The organism is Sphingobacterium yanglingense, assembly GCF_004363245.1.
In the GTDB taxonomy this organism is placed as follows: Bacteria; Bacteroidota; Bacteroidia; order Sphingobacteriales; family Sphingobacteriaceae; genus Sphingobacterium; species Sphingobacterium yanglingense.
Window position 1 is genome coordinate 200,226 of record NZ_SNYV01000011.1, and the last position, 17,010, is coordinate 217,235.

12 protein-coding genes are annotated in these 17,010 nt (G+C 39.7%); 11 read left to right on the top strand and 1 reads right to left on the bottom strand.

Annotated features, from left to right (window positions below; genetic code table 11):
* Positions 1-4 precede the first annotated feature (4 nt).
* Positions 5-1,372, top strand: a complete 1,368-nt coding sequence (locus tag CLV99_RS03030; RefSeq protein WP_133583009.1) for a RagB/SusD family nutrient uptake outer membrane protein — start codon at positions 5-7, stop codon at positions 1,370-1,372.
* A gap of 10 nt (positions 1,373-1,382) precedes the next feature.
* A complete protein-coding gene (locus CLV99_RS03035) occupies positions 1,383-3,884 on the top strand; it encodes an alpha/beta hydrolase family protein (protein ID WP_133583010.1) in 2,502 nt (833 codons plus the stop codon).
* 247 nt (positions 3,885-4,131) lie between these two features.
* Here the strand turns inward: CLV99_RS03035 and CLV99_RS23115 are convergent, their stop codons facing one another.
* Complete coding sequence (locus CLV99_RS23115) at positions 4,132-4,269, bottom strand: hypothetical protein (protein ID WP_162849993.1); 138 nt, start codon at positions 4,267-4,269, stop codon at positions 4,132-4,134.
* Positions 4,270-4,623: 354 nt separating this feature from the next.
* Here CLV99_RS23115 and CLV99_RS03040 point away from each other — a divergent pair, with 354 nt between their 5' ends.
* The 9 genes from CLV99_RS03040 to CLV99_RS03080 all read left to right on the top strand — a co-directional run bounded on the left by CLV99_RS03040 (position 4,624) and on the right by CLV99_RS03080 (position 17,010).
* Positions 4,624-5,223, top strand: coding sequence for an RNA polymerase sigma factor (locus CLV99_RS03040; RefSeq protein ID WP_133583011.1), 600 nt, complete (start codon positions 4,624-4,626; stop codon positions 5,221-5,223).
* 92 nt (positions 5,224-5,315) lie between these two features.
* The gene (locus CLV99_RS03045; RefSeq protein WP_162849994.1) at positions 5,316-6,554 is read left to right on the top strand and encodes a FecR family protein; all 1,239 of its coding nucleotides are present in this window, start codon (positions 5,316-5,318) and stop codon (positions 6,552-6,554) included.
* Between the two features lie 88 nt (positions 6,555-6,642).
* Complete coding sequence (locus tag CLV99_RS03050; RefSeq protein WP_133583013.1) at positions 6,643-9,945, top strand: SusC/RagA family TonB-linked outer membrane protein; 3,303 nt, start codon at positions 6,643-6,645, stop codon at positions 9,943-9,945.
* Between the two features lie 17 nt (positions 9,946-9,962).
* Entirely contained in the window at positions 9,963-11,393 is a 1,431-nt protein-coding gene (locus CLV99_RS03055) for a RagB/SusD family nutrient uptake outer membrane protein (RefSeq protein WP_133583014.1), read from the top strand.
* Between the two features lie 4 nt (positions 11,394-11,397).
* Entirely contained in the window at positions 11,398-12,102 is a 705-nt protein-coding gene (locus CLV99_RS03060) for a DUF4843 domain-containing protein (protein ID WP_133583015.1), read from the top strand.
* A 9-nt stretch (positions 12,103-12,111) separates the two neighbouring features.
* Entirely contained in the window at positions 12,112-13,560 is a 1,449-nt protein-coding gene (locus CLV99_RS03065; protein WP_021070505.1) for a PKD-like family lipoprotein, read from the top strand.
* A gap of 35 nt (positions 13,561-13,595) precedes the next feature.
* Positions 13,596-15,092, top strand: coding sequence for a TlpA family protein disulfide reductase (locus CLV99_RS03070; RefSeq protein WP_133583016.1), 1,497 nt, complete (start codon positions 13,596-13,598; stop codon positions 15,090-15,092).
* Between the two features lie 214 nt (positions 15,093-15,306).
* On the top strand, positions 15,307-15,885 hold the full coding sequence (locus tag CLV99_RS03075) for an RNA polymerase sigma-70 factor (RefSeq protein ID WP_162849995.1): 579 nt from the start codon (positions 15,307-15,309) through the stop codon (positions 15,883-15,885).
* A gap of 135 nt (positions 15,886-16,020) precedes the next feature.
* A complete protein-coding gene (locus CLV99_RS03080) occupies positions 16,021-17,010 on the top strand; it encodes a FecR family protein (RefSeq protein ID WP_133583018.1) in 990 nt (329 codons plus the stop codon).

Sequence of the window (17,010 nt, forward strand, 5' to 3'; positions counted from 1 at the left end):
GATCATGAAAAAACGAACAATTATATTTGGTTTTCTTTTTTCGGCACTGCTTTTAACAGGCTGCGAGGATTACCTGGAAGTGGGCGAACCTAAAGAACAGATTGGTTCACCAAAGGTGTTTAACGACGACCGCATGGCGGTATCCGCACTAACACATGTCTATACACAGATGCGTGCCAATGGGTTCTTTTCGGGCAACCGTTTCGGCATGGGGTACTATCTGGGCTGCCTGGCGGATGAACTGGAAGTAGTCAATCCGCAGTCAAGCAACCACCGCCTTTTCTACGAAGGGGCGGTCTTGGCAGGCAATAACGGTATTAAGGATGTATGGAATCACACTTATAAACAGCTGTATGGTGTAAACTCCGTACTGGAAGGTCTGCGAGAGAGTTCGGGCGTATCTACTGGAGTAAATAAGCAACTCCGAGGCGAAGCGCTGGCAATACGCGGCATATTGCATTTTTACCTTACGCAGACCTTTGGTAGTGTGCCTTATGTAACCGCTACCGATTACAATATAAACAAAAGTATTGAAAAAATGCAGGTTACAGCGGTAATGGAAAAGGCGGTGGCCGATTTGAAGGAGGCGGAACAGCTGCTTTCGCCCGAGTATCCGTCGGTAGAAAGGGTGCGGATCAACCAGCGGGTGGTACAGGCGTTTCTGTCGAGAATGTATCTGTATTTGCAGCAGTGGAAGCTGGCGGCGCAGTATGCGGAAAAAGTAATCGATGATCCCGCTTACGAAATGGAACCGCTGGAAAAAGTATTTTTAAAAGACAGTAAAAGTGCCGTCTGGCAGTTTAAACCCGACAATCCTGGTAGGAATACGTTGGAAGGTACCGAGTATATTTTTACCGTGATACCGGCTCCACAGTCAAGGCTGTCAATGGAATTGGTAAATTCTTTTGAACCAGACGACCTAAGGGGCGTTGCTTGGATGAACAAGGTGAATGGCAGCACGGAAAACTACCGCGCCTACAAATACCGTCAGCGTACGGCTACATCGGCATCGCAGGAATATTCTGTGCTATTGCGCGTTGAAGAAATGTACCTGATCATGGCAGAAGCTTCTGCACATTTGGGTAACAACAGCGATTTTGAATGGTACCTTAATAAACTACGTGAACGTTGCGGGTTGCCGCTTGTTGGCGCAACTGACATCATTACAGCGATTTATGTTATATTGCAAGAACGTCGTAAGGAATTGTTCTGTGAGTTCGGGCATCGGTATTTTGATCTTAAACGCACGGGAAAACTGGATATGCTGGCAGCTTCAAAACCTGGTTGGAAATCGTATTTCAACTTGTTGCCACTACCGGAAAACGAATTGTTGTTAAATCCGCGTCTGCTTCCGCAGAATCCAGGCTACTAATCTAAGGTATATGAAGATGTTATTTAAAATACTTTTCTTTTGTACGGTGCTTCCAAATCTGGCTGTGGCACAGGAGAAGCAAGCAAGGGTAGAACATATCGCAAACGATAAGGTAAGCCCAGACGGCAGGTACGTAACTTTTTTAAGTGTCAAAGATGGAAAACCCGATCTGATGCTGAAGGAAGTAGCTTCAAACAGGTCTCTGACTTTTGAAGGTATGGGTACTAAAACCGAGTTGACCGATGAGTACTTTTTCGGAATGAACAATAAAAGACAGTTGGTCAAAGTGTCATTGAATGATTTTAACACACAGCAAATAGACGGTGTATTGTCTTACAGTTGGCTGCAAAATCAGCAGAAGCTTTTGTATCTGAACAATGCTAATGGATTGGTACTCCTAAAACCCGATACCGAGCACGAAGTGAAGTTTGAGGATGTTCAGTTCTATGAAGTTTCGCCAAATGGTAACACTGTTTTAGTAGTGAAAGCTTCGGGTGAGGTTCTGAATATGGATAGCCGCACAGGTGGTACCCGACATTTGGGGAACTTGGATAACGGTACGCGGGTAAAGCACGTTCTTTGGAATAAAGACGGCAGTTTCTTTTATTTAATTGCTGCCGATGCTGAAAATCTCGATGTTTTTAAACAATCGAAAAATAAAATCACCTACGTGCTTACGGTAGCAGATTACAAAAAGGTTTTTAATACGAAAATTGATATCTCCCGTATGCAGGTTTCTTTACTTGGTAACAAAAATATCGCATTTTCTGCGGTGGGCAGGGCACCGGATAGGGCACATGAAATAGAGGTGTGGGAGGGAAACAGTGATTATTTGGGACCGGATGAACCTGCTGTCGTATCCTTTGTGGTTGCGGATCTGCAAAACGGTACGGTGTTAAACCTCGCAGAATGCTTTCCTGCAATGCAGTTCCTGGTTCACCCTTTTTCAAAAAGCATATATGCCTACCGCATCAATGACGATCTTACAAAGTTCATCCCGACCAAAACATTTTACAGAATCGACAGCGACTATAAAAAAGCCGAAAAGCTGGCTGAACTTACAGAGGGGTCAAAAACAATTTACCTTATTCCCGATAAACCGTATGCGGTTTATTTTAATAGGAATAACTGGTATCTGTATGATGAAAACAAAAGCACACACAAAAAACTCGGCAGTGAAGCCGATATGGTTGCAGTACATAAAACCTCTTATTTTGAACGCTTTCAACGGAAGGGGTCAGGCATATTTACAGACGGACAAAAAAGCATAACGGTTCCCGTTGGTAATAACATCCTGTATTACAGTTTCGACGGTAAATCATCAGCTGATAGTATTGCAGCTACAACAGACCGCACCTGGTATATGGACGAATGCAACGGAAATACCATATATGACGGCCCCATACCGGGTAAAATAAGTAAAACCGGTGACTATAAAGACAGCGTATTGCGCTGGCATTCTCTGGATCACAGTACAGAAGGCATTGCCTATGCAGGTGCAGATTATAAGGTTCGTGAACTGGTAAAGGGTAACTTTAAGTACGCTCAGCTTAGAAGATCTCAACGTATCATAACCTTTGTGAGGGAAAGCGCACAATCAGCACCCGAGTTATGGTATGTTGATATAGTGACTGGAGATACGGGACTGCTGTATATAAGCAATAAGCACGACAGTATTTCAACGCGGCACGCCGTAAAATATTACAGTTGGAAGAACGGTTTGGGGCAGGAAATAGGAGCAATAGTCCGGTTACCGAAGGGATATGATCCTGCAAAAAAATACCCGGTAATTGTAGATGTGTACGAACAAAAGCTTACAGTTCAAAACGAATATACATCACCTTTTGCACAAAGTATGATAGGTTTTAATTACCACGACTACGTTGGTGAGGGCTATATCGTGATAGAGCCAGATATCTATTATACTTACGGAGATCCGGGCGGTTCGATGCTTAATTGCATAACGGAAGCTTTAAATCAACTGGAGGATAAGGTATCCATTGATCGCAACAATATGGGGATCATCGGGCATTCGTTCGGTGGTTACGAAACCAATTACATAGTCACCGCTACAGACATGTTCAAGGCAGCCGTTTCGGGCGCAGGAATTGCCGATATCGTCAACTGGTATTTTTCGGTAAACTGGGAAAGAAGAAAACCTGAGTTTTGGAGATATTATGAGGAGAGCTTCCGTATTGGTCAAGGCTTTTTTAAGGCAAAGCAATCATATCTTGCCAACTCGCCCATACTTCACGCGGAAAAGGTACAAACACCGCTGTTGCTGTGGACAGGTAGGGAAGACTATCATGTAGACTGGCACCAGAGTGTTTCGATGTTTTTGGCCTTGAAAGATTTGGGCAAACCCGTAAACCTTCTAATGTACCCTAAAGAAGGACATGTGTTGAGTGCAGATGCAAATCAAAAGGATTTGTCGCTAAAAATTAAACAGTGGTTTGATTATCACTTAAAAAGTAACGACAAGCAACAGTGGATGTATGAAAGGAGCAATTAAACTATGGTCGGCTGATTAATAGTTTTGTACTCATTAGTCTTTCAGGTATAAGTGAAATGTTCGGCTAAAATACCAGCATGCTGCTTAAAATCAGTATGTTGGTATTCATGTGTTATAAATGCTGAATTTAATATCTTGCCACGGCTAAGAAGCCATTGAATTTGAAAAAGGAATTCTGTCAGAAAATTTCAACACCCTAAATCCGATCCGTTTCATCTCATCGTAATAGTTCTCCAGTACTGCGCTCTTATCCTCCGACAGCAACAGGAGCGCTTTCCACAGGAGTTTCTTCTTCCCCAGGCCGATAAGCCGAAAAGCACCCGTCTATATCAGGATGATCAGCTGTTCCAACCGGTCGCCAGGATACGTAGCGCCAGTTTATCATTCAGTTTCGTGATTTATTATTTTTAGTTTAAGGCAGACAAAAATATTGGATTTATATAGTTTTATTGGTGCATTCGAAGCCTTCCTGGATTTCAAATATTGAATAAATATAAAAATACACTTTTCGGTAATGCCATCAATAGTTATAAAATTTTGCATCGTAGATCTTAAGTTTATTCCATATTTTTAAGTAGGCACTTTTTGACCTGATTTCTTTTTTTTGAGGCTACGATATCGTTTATTTAGATTTCTATTCTATATTTGTTGGCTATTTATTACGATAGATTAAAGTTTATTCTCCCAGTACGGTAGGAATCTAGCCAACTAATACGCGTTAAAGAATTTGTGATATCACATGATACAAGATTATTCCATATTAGATGATCAACAATTGATAGACTATCTTAAAGAAGGTAATCACTTGGCTTTTAATGAAATCTATAAACGTTTCTGGAGAATGTCAATCAATACCGCTTTTCAACGTCTGAAGTCAAAGGAAATGGCAGAAGAGGTAGTTCAGGAGGTATTTGTCAGTTTATTTATTCGTAGAGCATCCATTCAGCTCAAGTCTTCATTAGAGGCTTATATCCGGTTGGCGATTAAAAACCGGATTATCGATGCCTTCCGTGCACAAAAGTCGCAAGAACAGCTCCAGATTGCTGAGGCTAATAATGAAGAGCCTTCCCCTGCTCAGCCCGATGAAGCATTAGAGTACAAAGAACTGAGAGACAAAATAAAATCCTCCACAGATAAGCTGCCTGAAAAATGCAGAGAAGTTTTTTTAATGAGTAGATTCGAACACCTATCTCATCAGGAAATCTCGGACCGAACAGGGATTTCTATCAGCACAGTAAAAAAGCACATCAATAAAGCATTAAAAATACTAAAAGAAGATTTCCAAGATCAGCATCTAGATATTCTCATCGTTTGCCTTTTTGTTTTTTCACAATCCTGATTTTTAAAATTATTTAACTGTAATACAGTGATTTGTAGTTTTTGTGTCGGATGGAGTAGAACCTCCGTGTTTTTGTTCCGTATACTATGTATATGGCAGCAAGTAAATCAGACGAACAATATATCTTGACCCTCTTAGACAAAGCGAGTCGCCACGAAGCATCAGAAGCCGAGTTGCGGTATCTTGATCTGTGGTACGATTCATTTCAAGAAGCGCCATTGTACACAGATGGTATGTCCCCAGAGGAAGAAGAGCAAGCTATGTCTATGTTGTTCGATCGGATTCATAATCAGATCGAACAGCGAATCCAAGAAGATATATCAATCAAATCTATCCCAATCTATAAGAGGATATTACCATTTTTAAAGTATGCAGCTGCTATTCTTCTGTTTTTAGCTCTTCCTTTATACTTTTTTAGAGATTCTTTACCTCCAGCGGTTACCGAGCTAAAATTGGTACAAGAAGTAAGTGATGTTTTAAAGAAACAAAACCCGCTTACTATTTCAGATGAATTTGCTAAAGAGATACAGTTGGTGCTTTCTGAAGATAGGAGGGTCAATCTGCCAGAAGGAGATGTTCCAGACTATATAAATGCCGAAAAATACATCAATGTTCTGCATTCGGACAATCAAATAACATATACAGTTAAGGACAGCTTATCACAGATAGCTCCTCAAAATCCGATATATCATATCGTAAGGATTCCGTACGGAAAGCGTCTTTCAGTGACATTGATTGACGGCACAAAGGTTTCACTAAACTCAGGAACAGAGCTTAAGTATCCAATCAATGTGCAAAATGAGCAGATGGATCTCTATTTGACAGGTGAGGCATATTTTGATGTCGCCAAGTCGCAGAATAGAAAATTCAATGTACATGTACGAGGAAATCGGGAGAAAAAAGCACATATGGTTCAGGTATTGGGCACACAGTTTAATATCAGAGCTTTTCCAAATGATAAACAAAGTGTTACTACGCTATTTGAAGGAGCAATACAGTTGTCCGGTCTGGATAGAATCCCGATACCGCTACAACCATTAAAACAGATTGCTGTTGGGCAGACGTACGCGATTACGAATGCTGATATGGAAGGCGCGTCTGCCTGGAGAAACAATTTGTTCTATTTCAAAAATACACCCTTAGAAGAAGTGGCTATAGAATTGGAACGTTGGTATGGTGTGAAAATTCAATATAGAAAAACAACTAAATCTAAAAAGTTACTGGCTCAGATCTCTAGGGAAAAGAGTTTAGAACAAGTGTTGGAAATGCTAGCGCAGACCTATGATATTAAATACGAATACCAAGGAAAGGAGGTTGTTTTGAGCGATTAATACCAGAGCTATAATGCAAATGTCAACGAGACTAAGAAATTTTTAAACCACAATTTAAGGACACTAACCAGTCTTTTCTTAAATATTTATGAAGCAATTTTTTCAGAACCGCATGTTCAAGTGCTGCGTATTGTTAATGTGTAGCTTGATACTTACGACCGTTGTCTTCGGACAAGAGTCTAAGGTGACTATCCAGAGAAAGAATATATCTTTGGATGAGCTCCTTACAGAACTTCGTAAGCAGACGGGATTCGATTTCGTATCCCTGACCTCTAAATTTGATTTTTCACGAAAAATCGATGCAAATTTCAAAAATGACGAACTCGATCAGGTATTGGACAAATACTTTAATGTCCAGACAGGAGTAGTCTATGTCTATAAAAATAATAGCATCATCCTTATGGATGAGCAAAAAGCCCAGCTAAGGAAGATTACAGGAGTAGTTTTACATGGAGAGACCGGAAAGCCAATGCCCGGAGTGACTGTTTCTTTTCCTGTCAAAGGTATTCGTGTACGTACCGATGAAGAAGGTAAGTTTGGTATACAAGTCCCTGAGTATGCCCGGCAGCTAGAACTGATTTCTCTCGGCTTTCAAAAGAGAATACTGCCGATATCTTCTGCTTCGAACTACATCATTCATCTGACTGGAAAATCCGAAGATATCGATGAGGTTGTCGTGACGGGGATCTTTGAACGGAAAGCCGAGAATTTTACTGGCGCAGCCAGAACCATATCAGGCGAGGAGCTCAAGAAAATATCGACTAATAATATTTTTGCTGGAATCTCGGCGATAGAACCGTCTTTCCGTATTATGCCAAATAATGTTATGGGAGGAAATATAAACCAACTTCCTGATATACAGTTGAGAGGGCAGAATTCACTACCCAACCTAGCTGGAGAATTATCCTCTAATCCAAATCAACCACTTTTTATACTAGATGGCTTCGAGGTTAATCTACAAAGGATCGTAGATCTGGATATGAATATGATTGCTAGCATTACGATATTGAAAGATGCTTCTGCGACAGCCATCTATGGTTCGCGAGGTGCAAATGGGGTAATGGTTGTCAATACGATTGCGCCTAAGCCCGGGAAAATCCAGGTGACATTGAACAATGATTTTCGAATATCCGCTCCAGATTTATCTGTATACAATTATTTAAATGCAGTAGAAAAGCTAGACTTTGAGCAACGTGTTGGTGTATACTCATCTGACTTTGATCAAAATAAATATAGATTAGATAATTTGTACAATGAACGTTGGAAGAATGTTCAACGCGGTATTGATACCGATTGGAAAAAAATCCCTACCCAAGTTGGCTATAACAATCGAACTTCTGTAAATCTGCAGGGGGGCGATCAGCATATCCGATACGGGATGTTGGCCTCAGCTGATTTACAGCAAGGTGTGATGAAAGGCCAGGATCGTAAAAACTATTCAGGTCAGTTTGATTTAACCTACCTAGTGAGTAAGCTACAATTCAAAAATTCTATACGAGTTTACCAAAACTTAGCAAATGAGTCTCCTTACGGTAATTTTAGCGCTTATTTAAAGATGAATCCCTATTGGACACCCTATGGGGCTGATGGTAATGTACAACGTTATTTAGAAAATTATACAATAGTGGGCTTGCCGTACAAGACGACCAACCCAATGTATAATGCTATCTTAAATTCTGTAAATCAAACGAAATATATTGGGTTTACCAATAATTTTCAAATCCGTTACAATATCACTCCTTCATTATATATAGAATCGAATCTGGGCTTATCGAGGCAGAGTGGAGGTACAGACCAGTTTTACTCAGCGGATGATAGCCGGTTTGAAGAAACTACAGATATTAATAGAAAAGGTTCCTACACAGACAGAAATGATGAATCATCATCATATGAGAGTGTAACTAACTTAAATTATAATTTTAAGCGTGGAAAGCATCAATGGTTTTCTACGGGGTCACTCAATCTATCTAGCAGTACCAATAGCTATACGCAGATTTTGGCCGAGGGATTCCCTTACGATAGGCTGGATAATCTTCTGTTTGCAAATCAATACCAGGAAAATGGAAGACCTACAGGGGATGAAAGTACCGTGAGACGTATAGGCATGCTATACAGTGGTAATTACAGTTACGATAGTCGATTTTTAGTCGATCTTTCTATTAAGCGTGATGGATCATCTCAATATGGAACAGACAAGCGTTTCGGTACATTTTGGTCTACGGGTTTGGGATGGAATATTCATAACGAGCGTTTTTTCAAACAAAATGGTCTTGTGAACCGGCTAAAGCTACGTGGGAGCTATGGAACTACAGGATCCTTAAACATACCGGCCTATTCGGCTCAAACGAGATATAATTTTGGCGTAAGCAGTGGCTACTACAATGAATTGGGAGCGAATATAGGGAACCTAGGAAATCCATTGCTTAGTTGGCAAAATGTCTATAAGCTGAATTTTGGGATAGATGCGATCCTATTCAATGAAAGATTAGATATACGTTTGGATGCATATAGAGATATCACGGACGATGCAATCACTCAGATTACATTGGCCCCGTCCACAGGTTTTACGGGATATTCAGAAAATTTAGGAAAGGTAGAAAATAAGGGATTTGAATATTCTGTACGCTACAAAGCATTAGAAAATAAAGGGACAGGTACTATATGGACGCTATATGTTAATGGATTTACGAATAAGAATGTACTCAAAGAATTGTCTAATGCCCTCAAAGCTTCCAATGATCGTCTGAATGAAAACAACCAGGCACAGACTGTCCCTAATATCCTTTTGCAAGAAGGAAATTCGATGGATGCCATATATGTAGTACGTTCGCTTGGAGTGGATCCTGCGACTGGATCCGAGATATTCCTTACAAAAGATGGTCAGAAAACTTATGAATGGAATGCGGCAGACAAAGTTGCCTACGGAGTGAGCATCCCAAAATGGAACGGCAACTTCGGAACAAATCTTAATCACAAAGGATTTGAACTAGGAATTTTGTTCAACTATCAATTTGGCGGACAGTTATACAATCAGACACTCATAGATAATGTTGAATCTGTAAAACCTAATGTCAACGTGGATAGAAGGGCATACGACTTAGGATGGACTGGTCCAGGAAATATCAGTCAATTCACAAGGATAGGACTTGATACTGAACCTACTCGACTTACTTCACGGTTTGTCCAAAATAATAACACTTTGACATTAAGCACACTCTCATTAGGATATAATTTTTACCGCCAGGATTGGGTAAAGCGAATTGGTCTTCGGAGTTTCCAGCTTACGGCATTGACCAATGACCTGATAAGATTTAGTTCTATTGAGATCGAAAGAGGAACAAGTAATCCATTTGCACGGACTTTCGCGCTGTCGGTCCGAGTGGGTATTTAACAAAAGGAGGAAGAGTAATGCAATATAAATTTACATCAATAATATACGTTGCCATTTCGGTATTGGCATTGTCAGGTTGTAATAAGTACTTGGACGTAGCTCCAAAGTCCAGTATCCCTGAAGAAGAAATGTTTTCTTCTGAGACCGGGTTTAGGCAGGCATTGACCGGAGTATATTCCACAATTGCTAGCAGAGCACTTTATGGAGATAACCTTTCCATGGGGTTTGTTTCCGCATTAGCACAGAATTACAATACATCGGGGACGGGTACGACACCTCTTTTTGTCCCTACACGCAATTATGATTATAGCTCAGAACAGGTTTTGGCTTATACCAAGCAGATCTGGAGTGCAGGATATAATGGTATTGCGGCTGCAAATAACATCATCAAGTTTGCAGACTTAAATAAAAGGATACTGACAGAAGAGGTTTATCAGCAGGTTTTAGGTGAGGCTTTTGCGCTTAGGGCATTTTTACACTTTGAATTATTGCGTATGTTTGCACCTTCTTATTCTCAGGGAGCAAATACAACTGCTATTCCCTATAAAACTGCCGTTGATCATTATTCTGTCAAGCCCTCGACAGTAGAACAGGTATTGACCTTTGCCTTAGAAGATCTTAATAAGGCCGAAAGTTTATTGATCAAATCAGACCCTATAATAAACAATACATTGGATCGAAGGTATAAGATGAATTATTACGCTGTAAAAGGTATACAGGCAAGAATTTATCTTTATGCAGGGAATACATCCGATGCCTACAAAGCTGCTAAGGAAGTCGTAGACTCCGGAAAGTTTCCTTTTGTAAGCAAGAGCAGCGTAGCTGCTGCTGCAGGTACCAAAGACCGATTGTTTAGACAGGAGCTGATATTTGCTATACGGAATCGAGAGTTAAAAACCTGGGCCGAAGATCAGTATTTTACTTTCCGGGCAAGTATCGATTATCGGTTGACAAGGCCAGATGCCGATTTACGTAATATATATGAATATAATACTGTAGGACAAGATGATATTCGTTATCGAAATCTGTTTGAAGATAATCAAGGGTTTAAATTTCCGTCCAAATTCTGGCAAACATCCACAACAACTATAGACAGTCTGCGTCTAGATCAAACCGTGCCTGTGGTACGCATGAGTGAGATGAGGTATATTATTGCAGAAACTGCTCCTACAGCACAGGAGGCTCTGGATGTATTGAATACAGTGAGGTTGGCAAGGACAGTATTAGCATTACCTTCGAATGCTAATAATTTAGACCGGAATTTTATTCAGAATGAGATAACAAAGGAATATCAAAAAGAGATGTATGCTGAAGGACAACTGTTCTTTTACTATAAGCGTTTAAACCGGAACACGGTTCCTTTTACTCCTGCCAACCTCGTGTTTGACCCCAAATTTTATGTGCTACCGGTGCCACAGGATGAATTAGAATTTAACCCTAATTATTAAGAAAATGAGAAGATATTGTATACTATTTGTCTGTCTGATCTCACTGTTGGGATGCAAGCAAGATGAGATCATGTTTTTCCAGAGCAATGATGCAATGAGTATTTATAAAGGCCAATATGAAGCCGATAGTACGAGTTTTTCATTTGCTTATTATTTGCCTGCGGTCACTAAAGATACGATTTGGGTGACAATCAGGGTTCAAGGAAAACGGAGTGCAGAAGATAGAATCGTTGAGATGAAGGCAGTAGAGGGGACGACTGCTCTTCTCGGAACAGATTTTGTCTTGCCTGAGTTTGTTTTCAAAGCAGGGAGCGACACCGCACGCTACCCGGTAGTGCTATTGAGAAATGAAAGCCTGAAATCGACTACCAAAACTATTAAATTATCGGTTAAGCCAAACTCTTATTTTGAGAGAGGAGCATTGGGGCAGGAAATAGGAAAAACGTATAGCATAGAGACCTATACTATACATTTCAATGATTATCTGTCTAAACCAGGATATTGGTCGGCATTGGAAAACTATGTAGGAGCTTTTTCTGTAGCGAAATTTCAATTTATGCTTTCTGTTTATGGAGCAGAGTTTGATTTTGCCGCTCTGTCAACAGCAGAACGCCTCAATCTAAGATTGCGACTCCGAACGGCGCTGGTCGACTATGAAGCTAAAAATGGCCCCCTATATGACGAAAATAATCAAAGAGTGACTTTTTAATCGAAAATTATGAAACGGAATTTAAATATATTGTTTTTCTTATGGGTGATGGTCATTACAGGGTGTAAAGAGGATGAGAAGATTTCCTATAAACCTATACCCGAAATAGGAATCGGTGCATTACCTAATAATTCATTCACCATTGCACAAAAAGATACCCTAACAATCTCACCTGATGTAAACGGTTTAGAAGTGGATAAGCAGTATGAATACGAATGGAAACTATTCGACAACGGAAAGGAAACCATATTATCCACAGCAAAGGATCTGCATGTCAGTATAGATTTTCCATCTGGAAGCAACTATGGTTTTGTTTTTTCGGTAAAAGATGTTGCTACAGGCGTGAAGTCAATCAGTCCTTTATATAGTTTACGGGTTACCGGGGCATTTCCTGAAGGCTGGCTCGTGGGAAATAACATAGGGAGTAAAGGGCAGCTATCGTTTATACGGACTATGGATGATAGGGTATTCTTACAGCCTCTGGATGAAATTAATCAAACATCCTATAACAGTAAGTTAACCTATGTGAAGTCGGGAGTGATATTGGATATATTTGGATCCGGTTTTAAACAACTACTCTATTTTACGGTTGATGGACTCCGTGTTTTTGATCCTGAGACAATGTTGCAGATCTCAGAAAACAATGAATACTTTTACGATCAGAAACAATTTCTATCCAAACCTGGTTATGGAACCAATTATTATAACATGGATCAATATCTTGTACATAATGGTAATTTATATGCAGCAAATGGTCCTGGTTTTGCCGGTAATACCAATTTTGGGAAATTTTCAGATCGTTTCGAAGGAGATTACGAATTATTCCCTTATGTATTTAGGGATAATTTTTCCTTTGCTTATTTCTACGATAATAAGCATAAGCGATTTGTATCTGCATCCTATAATACACGTGAATTGACGTACCCCACTTCTCAGGCAGGTATGTACAAACTTGATGCCGTTGGAAAGACTATGGTCGCTGCGGATTATACTATTGGAGGTCCATGGGGAGCTCATGATTTTATAGGATTGATGAGAGATGAAGGCAATGCCTACTATGTATATCTCTACAAGTTTTATACAAATATTGGACAGGGAGAATTTTATAGTTTGAAGAATGCTGAGGAGATTGAGCAAATGACGGCATTCGCCGGTGCAACCAATTCAGCTCGGGCATATTACAGTTCGAAAAATAAAATTTATAAAATTTCGGGTGCAAATGGCGCAGTGGAACATATTTACACGCTCAAAGATGCCGGAGATATTGTAGATGTGCAGATGCTCCGGGATGGAGATGACGCCGATTATATGCTCGCGGTTGCCGTAAATAATGGGACTCAAGGAAGGGTCGTATATCTGTATCTCGATGATTTTGGAAATACAGACAATACACGGAAGGAAAAAATATTTAATGGTTTTGGTCAGATAACGAATATCAGTTATAGAAATCCTTCCTAATAAAAAGAAGATAGTAATTCATCAGATATACATCAATGAAAAGAATAACACTTACAATTGGCTTATTAGTCCTACTTTTAATAGCGGAAGCACAAGAAAGAAATGAGACTGATAGACGTTCGCGCCTCACTGTACTCTTGGAAACGAAAGATGAAAAGGCAGTTTTATCCTCATTGAAAAAATTGGAGAAAAGTAAGACTGAAGAGGATAAAATGCTAGCCTATGCTTACTACAGCAAAATAGGGAATGAAGAGAAAGTCAACCTACTCAATGAACAGATCGTTAAAGTATTTCCCAATGGTCAACTGGCTCTACAGTCGAAGATAGAGATGATTCGACAGATAACGGATCTTGCGGACAAGGACGCGAAATTTCAATCTTTGCTGAGAGATAATCCAGATGCACCGGTCGGTTTTGATGCTTACAGCATGGCTATGGCTTATGCCGCAGAGGGAAATCTCCCAAAAATGAATGCATATGCAGATTTTTACGGCAGTAAGGTTACAGATCAGTATGGGAATAAAATTGATAAAAGAAGTATAATGGCGGGGTTAGCGCCCTCATTAATGCATTCCAAACCCGAAGCAGCAGTTCCTCTGTTTGCTGATGGATTGGACTATTATCGTATTTCGCTTTCTAAGCCTGAAGAAGGTGCTACTGAAGATATCCGCCAGCAACGCCGGGCTAGAGGCGAGCAGACTTATTATGTAATGCTTGCCAATTATGTGGAAGCATTACTGTCTACAGGAAGAAAAGAAGAGGCTCTACAGATTGTGGCAGCTGTGAGGCATGAGATGTTAACACAGGAGAATAAAGAGAATAGTATCTTTCTAAGTCTTGAGAGTGCTTATCTGAATGCACTATTAGCCAATGAAAGGTACGGGGATGCATTACCTTTGCTTGAAGAGGCATACATTAAAGCAACATCAGGAAGGGGAATAGAAGAGCATTTGAGAAAAGGGTACATAGCTAAGAACGGATCTATAGAAGGGATTGATACTTATCTCGGTTCATTGACTGATGCTAAGCAGACTCATGAGAGTAAAGAACTTATGAAAAAAGCTATTTCTCAGAAAGCTCCTGATTTTCAACTTAGGGATGTTGACGGTAATATCGTAAAGTTGGGAGATTTAAAAGGTAAAGTCGTTGTATTGGACTTTTGGGCGACATGGTGCGGTCCTTGCAAGGCTTCTTTTCCTGCCATGCAAAAGGCAGTAAACAAATACAAAGATGATGTAGATGTTCGTTTCTTGTTTTTGCATACCTGGGAAAAAGGTTCAGGTGACCCTACCGTGGGGGCAAAAAAATATGTGATTGACAATAACTACAGCTTTGAAGTATTGATGGACCTTCGTGATCCAGCAACGACAGAATCTGCTGTAGCAAAAGCCTATGGTGTAAAAGGTATTCCGACCAAGATAATTATTGATCCCTATGGACAGATAAGGTTCAATACATCGGGGTTTTCGGCCGATGAAGAAAAGGCTGTCAGCGAGTTGGCTGCAATGATTGAATACGCTAAGAAAAGTTGATTAGCAATAAATTGATAGCTATGGTAAAGGAGGCGCAGTAGATTAAATTGCGCCTCCTTTGTATCGGCGTAGAGATATAGTTACAATGAAAACATAATACCTCAGAATTTAGAATGAGTTATGTTACCCACAATATTGTTAGATATTAATTTTTTGGATTAGAAATATCTTGCTTTATCTTTGTCGGCATCATAACTTATAAATCTTTCTGTCTGTGAGTAGAGAAAAGAGCATAAAGTCTGACCTGAACCTTTTAGCCGAGCTACGGGATGGTAGCCAGCAGGCCCTGTTAGAAATTTATGACCGCTATTACGATAAGCTGTTTTTTTATGCTTCAAAAGGTCTTTATGATAAATTTATTATTGAGGACTTATTGCAGGATACCTTTAGCTATATCTGGGAGAAGCGGGCTAAGCTTGTTCTTACCCATTCTCTGAGCACTTACTTGCACACCATTGTCAAATATAAAGTGTTTCAACAGATAAAGGCAACATTAAATAGGGATGAAGGGTTGGTCCGTTTTGGCGAACATTTGCAACAGACAAGCGAGCTCACACCACATCAACTGCTAGAGAATAAGGAAGCTCTTAAATTTCTTTATTTCAAGTTAGATGAATTGCCCGGAAAATGTAAAGAAGTATTTATATTGAGCCGCATAGACAGGTTATCACACAAAGAAATAGCTGATAAGCTTGGGATTAGCACAAAAACCGTAGAAAACCATATTACTAAGGCTGTCAAGATTCTAAATATTTCAGCTAGAGTTATCTTCATACTTTTCTTCTCAGAATAGTACTTGCTTTTTGTAAGCGTCTGTAGCGTCTTTTTCTTTCCATTATAACACGAACAGATTTATTTTAAAATAAGTTCACATTGGAGTAGGGGATTTTCTACCCTATGTTATACTAATGTTAAAAAATCATAAACCGTGGATTCACAAAAGCTGATAGAACTCATTGAAAAATATGAGATAGGAATTATTACTATAGAAGAACTATCTCTATTAGAAAACTATTATTCCTCTCTAAATGAGGGAAGTCATCTCAAGGTTGACTATCAACGTAAAGCTGAAATTCGTTTTGCGTTAAAAGAGTCGGTCGAGCTCCCTTCAGTCAAAAGTTATTCCTATTGGAGATATGCAGCTGCCGCCTGTTTACTTGTTTTTCTGGGATTAGGAGCTCTCTTATTAAAATTTGACTTTCCTTCCCTCAGATCCAATGAGGTTGTCTCTTTATCCTCGGATATCACTGATTTGGTCAAGCAGCAGACGATGAATAAGGAAAGGCGAATCATTATATTACCAGATGGGACCAAGGTAATCCTTAACGCAGGTAGTCAGCTTGTTTACGATAAAGAATATGGTCAGGCTAATAGGACTGTCAAGTTGGTTGGTGAGGGATATTTCGATGTAAAACACGATCCACTTCACCCCTTTGTTATTGAGGGAGTCAGTTATAACATACGTGTGTTAGGTACTACCTTTAATCTCAAAAACTATGTCGGTGAGGTTTCAGAAACGAGTTTGATTAGCGGTTCTCTCGAGATTTTAGATAAGACGACACATAAAAGACAGTTTCTGTTAAAACCATTACAAAAATTTGTTTTGGACAGAAATCAACTTTTATCTGAAAGTAAGGTGAAGAATATGGTTCCTATCATTGAGACCAGTAATACAATTATTGGAGAAGTAGCCTGGATGCAAAAACGTCTTGTATTCCAAAATGCCAAAGGCGAGACCATCTTAAAAGATCTTGAGCGTGCATTTGACGTTAAGTTTGATGTACGTTTGACAGAGATACTAGAATACCAGTTTACAGCAACTTTCGAAGACGACTCTTTAGATAATATTTTAGAATCCCTAAAATTTGTCAAGACCTTCAAGACCAAAAAAGAGGGGAATAAAATAGTCATTTACTAA

Bases quoted from the DNA above. Each gene is read 5' to 3' on its own strand.
- CLV99_RS03030 (WP_133583009.1), top strand. From the start codon at position 5: ATGAAAAAACGAACAATTATATTTGGTTTTCTTTTTTCGGCACTGCTT.
- CLV99_RS03035 (WP_133583010.1), top strand. From the start codon at position 1,383: ATGAAGATGTTATTTAAAATACTTTTCTTTTGTACGGTGCTTCCAAAT.
- CLV99_RS23115 (WP_162849993.1), bottom strand. From the start codon at position 4,269: ATGATAAACTGGCGCTACGTATCCTGGCGACCGGTTGGAACAGCTGAT.
- CLV99_RS03040 (WP_133583011.1), top strand. From the start codon at position 4,624: ATGATACAAGATTATTCCATATTAGATGATCAACAATTGATAGACTAT.
- CLV99_RS03045 (WP_162849994.1), top strand. From the start codon at position 5,316: ATGGCAGCAAGTAAATCAGACGAACAATATATCTTGACCCTCTTAGAC.
- CLV99_RS03050 (WP_133583013.1), top strand. From the start codon at position 6,643: ATGAAGCAATTTTTTCAGAACCGCATGTTCAAGTGCTGCGTATTGTTA.
- CLV99_RS03055 (WP_133583014.1), top strand. From the start codon at position 9,963: ATGCAATATAAATTTACATCAATAATATACGTTGCCATTTCGGTATTG.
- CLV99_RS03060 (WP_133583015.1), top strand. From the start codon at position 11,398: ATGAGAAGATATTGTATACTATTTGTCTGTCTGATCTCACTGTTGGGA.
- CLV99_RS03065 (WP_021070505.1), top strand. From the start codon at position 12,112: ATGAAACGGAATTTAAATATATTGTTTTTCTTATGGGTGATGGTCATT.
- CLV99_RS03070 (WP_133583016.1), top strand. From the start codon at position 13,596: ATGAAAAGAATAACACTTACAATTGGCTTATTAGTCCTACTTTTAATA.